Source organism: Caldisericum insulae (assembly GCF_047785965.1).
Taxonomy (GTDB): domain Bacteria; phylum Caldisericota; class Caldisericia; order Caldisericales; family Caldisericaceae; genus Caldisericum; species Caldisericum exile_A.
The window spans coordinates 1-7,895 of sequence record NZ_JBLOBF010000021.1 but is presented as its reverse complement, the minus strand read 5'-3'; the positions used below and the strand labels follow the sequence as shown (position 1 = coordinate 7,895).

At 33.1% G+C, this 7,895-nt stretch carries 6 protein-coding genes; all 6 read left to right on the top strand.

The window, feature by feature from the left end; translation table 11 throughout:
* Positions 1–1,119 precede the first annotated feature (1,119 nt).
* Complete coding sequence (locus ACMV0E_RS07950; protein ID WP_416085851.1) at positions 1,120–1,563, top strand: hypothetical protein; 444 nt, start codon at positions 1,120–1,122, stop codon at positions 1,561–1,563.
* A gap of 323 nt (positions 1,564–1,886) precedes the next feature.
* Complete coding sequence (locus tag ACMV0E_RS07945) at positions 1,887–3,215, top strand: amidase domain-containing protein (protein ID WP_416085850.1); 1,329 nt, start codon at positions 1,887–1,889, stop codon at positions 3,213–3,215.
* Positions 3,216–3,263: 48 nt separating this feature from the next.
* Positions 3,264–4,658, top strand: a complete 1,395-nt coding sequence (locus ACMV0E_RS07940) for a PEGA domain-containing protein (protein WP_416085849.1) — start codon at positions 3,264–3,266, stop codon at positions 4,656–4,658.
* Positions 4,659–5,276: 618 nt separating this feature from the next.
* Positions 5,277–5,519 carry a hypothetical protein gene (locus tag ACMV0E_RS07935; RefSeq protein WP_416085848.1) on the top strand — a complete coding sequence of 81 codons (243 nt, stop codon included), beginning with the start codon at positions 5,277–5,279 and terminating at the stop codon, positions 5,517–5,519.
* A gap of 1 nt (position 5,520) precedes the next feature.
* Positions 5,521–6,174 carry a hypothetical protein gene (locus tag ACMV0E_RS07930; protein WP_416085847.1) on the top strand — a complete coding sequence of 218 codons (654 nt, stop codon included), beginning with the start codon at positions 5,521–5,523 and terminating at the stop codon, positions 6,172–6,174.
* A 48-nt stretch (positions 6,175–6,222) separates the two neighbouring features.
* A complete protein-coding gene (locus ACMV0E_RS07925; protein ID WP_416085846.1) occupies positions 6,223–7,113 on the top strand; it encodes a hypothetical protein in 891 nt (296 codons plus the stop codon).
* Positions 7,114–7,895: the final 782 nt, after the last annotated feature.

Here is a 7,895-nt window from a genome sequence, read left to right as displayed (position 1 = left end):
TATCCAAGGAGATTGTTGTTTTTGTCTCTTACTGCAACCATATATTCTTTTACTTTTTCATTTTCACACATAAGTATTGTGTTTTTGCCCTTCACAAGCTCGTTAAATCCGTTAAGGATGATTTTCTTCAAATTTTCATTGTGGCAGTTAAAAATGGATTTTCCAATAAGATCTGTCTTTCAACACCTTATCTTTACCCCGTAAATTTCTCCTAAGCCCTTAAGAAACTTTTTTCAGATTTATCAATCCTATTAAGAATGCCTGTAGCATTACTTCTTATTGTTATTTTTGTGGCATTAATTCTCTTAGCTATAATCCTTCTTTTTCAAAATAAACTCTAAAATAGACAAGGTTTATTGGTTTCTTTATAAAAGTGGAGATGATGAAAACTTTTATAAAAGAATAAAACAACTCAAGGGAATTTTTACTTTCTTCTTGGCATTTATTATTCAAATGAACCTTTTGTAAATATTAACTTAAGCGATGACCAAAATTTTTCACATATTTTCTTTAGGTAAAAGTTAAATTTTTATGAGGGTCATGCGAAAAAATACTCAAATTGAGACGAAAAAGGTAACTGATAAAACTACCAAACCCGCTCTGAAAAGAGTTGCTTGTATTGATGAGAAAGGAAAAAATCGTAAATTGTGCAAAATTTTTGTATAAATGCAAAAATTAGTAAAACAATACCACACTTTGTAAATTTTAAAAATTCCTCGAAAATTCTCAAAATTTTACGGAACTTTTTTGTGTGTTTCCATATCTAATATATGAGAAAAAAATGAGGAATCTTTTGAGAACTTTTTTATGAGGTTGTGAGTCTTAATCCTTTGTAATCCACGATCCTTATCAGTGGATTCTATATATGAGGAAAAGAATTTTTTGATGAAAGTGAAAAATTCTTACTAAAAGGTATTGATAAGAGAGAGATGATAAAATATAGTTGAAGAGGAGCGGAATCTCCCTCGAAAAGTGAGGCGATGAGTTTCAAGCGCATGCAAAGCTCCGTGGATAAGGAAGTAAAAGAGTGAGAAAGAACAAGAAAAATGATATTTTTATAAAGAACACTAAAAATTTTTACAAAGTGCTATAATATTTTCGGTAGGAGGTGTAGCAAAAATGAAAAAAGTGATCATTTTGACGCTAATTTGCATGCTTTTGTTAACATTATTGGGAGTCGTTCCCCAAGCAAATAAAAATACTTTAGCTGCAGATCAATTAAACAAAGTTATGATTCATCCAGATGATACTTATAAAATCACAACTCAAAATATAGACATATCTTTCCTTAAAAATGCTCAGGAGCTAGCAAAAGAGTATGCATATTTGAAAGTATTAGCAGAAAACTACTCAAAGCTTTCAAAAAAATCTATAAAATTTCCTCCATCTTATAATCCAAATCTAGATAGTAAAAATTCTGAATCAAACAAAAATGTATCTATTAATCCAGAGTTTTATTCCTATTATCCAATAAGTGGTTCTCTTGGAGGAGAAGAGATTGAAAATGAAAGGAAAATTTTTGAATTTAAACGTCTTATATATGAAGAAAGAAAATTTAAATAGAATGTTAAACCGGTTATTTAATGATATAGCATTGAAACCACTACTTTAAGGAGGTGATGCGATATGAGAGCATTATCTGAAAATTAATGTCAATAAGACAGCTTGTTGGTGAAAACTGTGGAAGCGGCTTTGAAAAATTTGTGTCAAGCAGAATCTCTTCAAGACTTATTTTAAAGTTTTTAGAAGATATATAAAATTTATCCAAGGAGGATAAAAAATGAATAAAAAAAGTTTTAAAGATTTTAGCAGTGCTCATTGTGGTAACCTTGGCTTTAGGTTTATTTAATATTAATTCATTTTCTACAGTTGCAGCTGATGAAGATTTGGAAAACTCTACTGTTCGGTTCTTAAGCAGTTTTTATGAAATAAGAAGCGAAGCTATTGTAAACAGTTCTAAAGCAAATATATTTCTCAATAATTATTCAGAAGAATCTATTGAACTGAGAAAGCATGAAATAAATAGAATTAATTTCTACCACAATTGTATCAAACAATTTGATGGAACTATAAATGAGATGCATTCCGATATTTACGCTATAAAAGACAGTTTTCAAGTTAATAATAATAAAGCATCCATTAAGATATACGAGTGGATAACAATTCTATGGACAAGAGAAAAGGAAAATATTGATGTAAATAACCTACCCGTCGTAAAAGAGTTTGAGAAATTGTATCAATCGACAGACGACTCTCTGCTCAAGAAGAATTTGCCTTATAGAATTGAAGAACTAAAATGGGAGATTGAAAATATACCGACAAATGTTAATTCTGGAGCAGGTGTTTATCATATTGTTACTCTTCTAATGGAAAATAATTCTTTCAAAATTTTAAAGGACAGTTATGATGAAGGAAAAGATTTAACAAGATCTCCTGATTTCATAGAAACAAACCAAAATAAAAACAAGAATTTAATATCTTCTAAAGGATTTTCTAACCCTATAACTGTTATTTCACCACAATATTACCCACAGACAACCTTTAATTCCGATAACGCACTTTGGTATGCAGACCAGTGTGTTGCTGATTATCGTCCTGATAATATAGAATTTGATTACTATAATTTGAATTACGTTGATTTTAACTCTCCTTTTGAAGATAGTCTTTCAGCAAGAGAATACCAATTAGGAATCAATATACATGGAGGAGGCGGAGACTGCACAAATTATGTTTCGCAGTGCTTGTTTGCAGGAGGGGAAAGGATGATAAAAAATAGCTGGTATTATGACAATCATGGCACAGGTATAACTGACCCCAACGACCCTAACTATTGGAATCTCTATTGGATGTCTGATGATACTTCTTCTCCTTCCTGGAGAAGCTTACCCGATTTGAGAAATTTCATTCTAAATTACTTGAGGGGAACTATCAGTAGCAATTTTACTTATGCAGTTAAAGGTGATCTAGTAGAAAATGGCTATCATGTTATGATAGTACATGGAAATTCTGGAAGCAGTCTGTACATAGACGCTCATAATAATGACCGAAAGAATTTTCCTATCTCTTATTCATGGTTACATAACCCTACAGATGGAGAGGCACCTTACGAAGCAGTACAAATGTATCATTTATATCCGCTGATTTTAAATGGCAGTGATGATTTCTTCTATCCTCAAAGCTTCCCAATTATTCGTATAGCTGACCGAAGGCCATGAAGAATTTACCTTTTAAGAAGAGTGGGGTAAAGACATAGGAGGGACAAAATGAAAATAAAAATTTTTTTAATTACATTTGTTTTGATTTTAATTATATTTGGCTTCTTTGCCTATTTCTATCTTTCAAGGAGTACAATTTCAATTTCTTCAAGCCCATCGAGTGCAAATGTTTATATTAACGGAAAATTTGTAGGAACAACTCCGTATGAAACGAAACTATTTAAAGGAAAATATGAAATAAGAATTGTAAAAGATGGTTTTGAGGAATACTCAGCTACCGTGGATATAAAAGGAAATAAAAAAGAGATTATTTCTCCTAACTTAGAAAAATTGGAATATCTTCTTTTAGTAAGACAAAATAAATTCTACAAAGTGAGGACTGATGGAAAAGTAGTAAAGCAACTTGGAGAAAGTACAGATGGCAACCCTATCTTTATTTCGTTTTCTCCTGACGGAAGCAAGATTCTCTATGAGGTTTCATCCCCCAGTTATAAAAACTCTATCTGGATAATGGATGTAGATGGAAGTAATAGAAAAAATCTTACAGGTAATATACAGGTTTCTGGGAGAGATTTTCCTCAATTTTTTCCTGATGGGAAGAAGGTTCTCTTTATTGCTTTGGGTTCAAAAAAAGGTTATCTTGCTTTTTGGACAATCGACATAAATGGCGGAGACATAAAAAAGGTTATTGAAGTGAAATCAGATCATGAAGAAGTTAGGTACGCTATTTCCCCTGATGGTAAAAAAATTCTCTTTTATGGTTATGATATTCTTCAAAACCTTGGAACTACATCTTTGTGGGTTGTAGATTATTCAGGTCAAAACTTAATAAATCTTACCTCAGAAATGAACGGAAAAGTTATATTTGCTACCTTTTTTCCGGATGGAAATAATATACTTCTTGATTTTTTCAGTTCCTCTAAGCCACAGTTAACTGGTCTATGGGTATTGAGTCTAGAAGGAAAGAACATAAAGAAGATAACAAAGTTTAGAGAAAATAATGATAGCGAAATTCTTTCCCCCAAATTTTCAAAAGACGGAAAAAGAATTTTCTTTATTTCAGGTAACTGCTTGTGGTCAGTTAATATAGACGGAACAGATGAAAAAATTATTAAGGCAGCTGTTTTTGATTTCTGTTTCTTTTCCAAGGAAGAGAAGATTCTTCTTTTGGAACCACAATCCAGTCTATGGGTAATAAATATAGATGGTACAGGAGAGAAAAAAATCACAGGAGATCTCTTAGGAGAATCTGATAGTACTTTCCTTAAATTTTATTACACTTTTGGTCCACCATTTTCCTTATCCCCTGATGAAAGTCATGTGCTTTTAACAAAAGCTTATACAGAAGAAGCTTATATTGCGAGCTTGTATACTGGCAAGATAACTAAGTTAAATGGTTATAGTCTGTCATGTTGGTTTCCTGAAAAATCTTCAAATAATTAACTTTTGGATGTAGCCGGGGCTTTTAAAAGTCCCGGCTTAAGTTTACAAAAATAAGTTATCATAATACTTCTATAAAATTGAATCTTCTCAGCGTACAAAAAGTCTTCAATCTTCTGGTATATGCTTCTTGTAGCAATTCCAAAAGAATAAGAGAAAAAATTCTTTAAAAATTCTTTGAAAATTATGGAACTTTTTTGTGAGTTTGGAAGTCTTATATATAGGGAGATGAAAAAATGAATTGTCAAAATTTTTCTAAAAACCACTTGACAAGAGAGAGATGATAAAATATAGTAAAAAGAGATATTGGAAGTTTGAAAAAAGGAGAGAACCCAAGGAAAAATAGTTTTAAAATATCTCCTTGGGTAATCGTGGGAGCAAAATACCTCAATAGAGGGGGTAAAAGCTTCCCTTCAAACTTTCCCAAAAGGAGGAGATTTCTTATTAATCGAAGGGGTAAAAGTCCCCCTTCGAACTACCCCAAAAGGAGGAGATTTCTCCTCACTACGTTCGTCGAAATGACTGGTTGTGTCATTCCGAAGCCGAAGGCGAGGAATCTCCTCAGTTTTGGGGGAGTATTGAGGGGGGTTGTTGCCCCCTCAAAATGGTTGTCATTCCGAAGTGGCAAAGCCACGAGGAATCTCCAATATTAGAAAGGGGGCATCCCCCTTTCTAACTTACCCCCTAAGGCAAAATTATTATTTGGTGGTATTGAGGGGTACCTTAACCCAAAAAAGCGAGGGCAAGGCTCCGGGGATAAGGGAGGTGAAAAAGGGAAAAAGAAAGCGAAAAGAAAGTAAAATAAATTTTAAAAGAAATTTTAAGAAAAGGAGAATTAGGATAGAATTAAATGTAGGAGGGTAAAATGAAGAAAAAAACCATTGCAATTTTGTTAATTGTTCTGGCTGTTGCAGGAATAGTACTTTATAGACCTATAAAAACCTACTTTGTAATGAGATATGTAGACACTCATTCTTCTGCAATGCCTATGCTCTTGACATCCCAATTACGTGATCCAAAGATTGCAAAAGAGTATAATACTAAGGGTTATATCGATATAAGCCTCCCTTCCGATTCTCCATTAAAGGACTATTCTCTTCCAAAACCAAAGAAGGGAGTTTATCTTTTGAAAAAAGGTGAAAAACTTACAATACCACTGCTTTTAACGTTTGTAAGTTATGATCCAACGGTAACCGAAGCCCATGTAAAGTTTGATCCTAAAGATATGTCAGGTGGACAGGTCGAAGTTTATTACCCAATAAGAGATAAGAATGGAAATGTCAAAGGAACCGATAAAGTAAATATTAATGACTACATTAGTTTCAATAAAAAGTCAGCTACGATTAAGGCAGGGGAAACTGTCGTTGTTGTAATGACCTTAAGCATTCCTAAAGATTTTCCTAACGATGTACAGCCCTTTACTTTAAATCCTTATGGAATAATTTGTGAAGATACAAATGTAGTCTTGATACCGAATGACTCAGAACTTGCTCCAAGTTTTAGCATTTGTACATTTTAATTAGAAGAGGAGAACTTGAGCAAAGTTTTACGCATTTTTGTTTGCAGCATGTATTGCTTGGTTTTAATTTTTGCATCTCCGAGTCTCATCTTCGACGACCAAAACCAGCCTTACATAGGCGGTTACTTTAATAATAGCTTTGCAACTACTAATAAAGTCATTGCTTCAATTAGTTATCAATCTACAAATCCACAACTCATAGGAACTAATACGTGGCTTGGTGGAGTTATAAGTGTAGCTGGAGCTACTGGAACGGGGAATACACAAACAGGATGCGTCTTCCAAAACGGAGTGGCATTATATAATAATGGAAGCACTACAGGAAGCATTAATTGGGCTCCACAGTGGTGGAAGATTGATGGTACTTATCAAATTGGGCAAAGCAACAACATAGCCTCAGTTTCTTATCCAGCTTTTTATGAGAGAATGGACGTGAGTGGCTCGAATATTATTTATAAACTCTATGCATATCCCAACCTTTCAGCTCTTCAGTATGATGCACCAGTAGTTTATTCATGGAGTAGCTCTGCCTTTTCTTCTACTAATTTTCTTATTGGAACATCTACTGTTTATGTAAACCAAATTCCTGTCACTTTTAAACATTTCCAATTTGGTGTCGAAAGTTCCAACGTTGTAAACAACACAAATTGGAGAGTACTAATAAGCAAGGTAGGTTATTATGCGACAGGAGGATGGAATTTTTTACCTGCTAAAACAAGTCTTGGGACTTGCGCTTTAATTACCTATGTTATAAATGGTCAGACCCTGTACTATATGAAAGTTGGATCTCTAGACTATACAGGTGCTAACATTGATACTTCTTCTACATATAATGATAGTGTTGACTGGGAATGGAGCGGCACAACAATAACTCCCGATACTTATCTTTGGTATGGAAGTGGTAGCGTGAGTGATTCTGTAAGTAGACCATATAATTAATAACTAATTTGAGTAATGTAATTTTTATGAGTAAGTTCTGTAAAAATTATCCCTTTAAACCCTCTGATTAGGCGAATTGTGGGTAGATACTCTACTTGCCACTGTATTTGAGCTCCCATGGGCACAGAGCCAGATGAGAGAGAAAATTTATTAAAAAGGATTTAATACCACTAACGAATGTTAAACTATTCAGACAAAATTGTAAAATTAATTGATAGGTTGAATGTAAAATAACCCTGCCTTAAACTAGAAAAAATTAAAAACCGTGAAACTACTGCACTCTAAAAAGGCATATAACGAGATCTTAAATTTGCACAAAAATCCCTTAAAAATGTGGAACTTTTTGGAGTTTGAGAGTTTTAATCCTTTCTAATCCGCATTCTTTCCCAGCGGATTCTATATGAGGAGAAAAATTTTTAGAGGGTATTGAAAATTTGTAAAACCGTCATGACTAAAAACAATTAATCAACCTATTGTTAAGTGTGTAAGAAAAAATATATGCGTACGAATATCAAAAATTCTTTAAATTTATGGAACTTTTTTGATGGGGTTTCGTATCTAATATGTGAGAGGAAAATTTTTAGGAATTTTTTTAAACCTCTTGACAAGAGAGAGATTATAAAATATAGTAAAAAGAGAATTATTAACCTTGAAAAAAGGAGAGAACTCAAGGAAAAATTTTAAAACTATTTTTACCTGAGTAACTGCAGGAGCGGAATCTCCCTTGAGATTGGAAGTGATGCATTGGAACAAGGGCAAGGCTCCGGGTATAAGGAAGGTGA

What these genes read in the sequence shown, in the direction of transcription:
- ACMV0E_RS07925 (WP_416085846.1), top strand. Translation starts at nt 6,223, where the DNA reads ATGTATTGCTTGGTTTTAATTTTTGCATCTCCGAGTCTCATCTTCGAC.
- ACMV0E_RS07950 (WP_416085851.1), top strand. Translation starts at nt 1,120, where the DNA reads ATGAAAAAAGTGATCATTTTGACGCTAATTTGCATGCTTTTGTTAACA.
- ACMV0E_RS07940 (WP_416085849.1), top strand. Translation starts at nt 3,264, where the DNA reads ATGAAAATAAAAATTTTTTTAATTACATTTGTTTTGATTTTAATTATA.
- ACMV0E_RS07930 (WP_416085847.1), top strand. Translation starts at nt 5,521, where the DNA reads ATGAAGAAAAAAACCATTGCAATTTTGTTAATTGTTCTGGCTGTTGCA.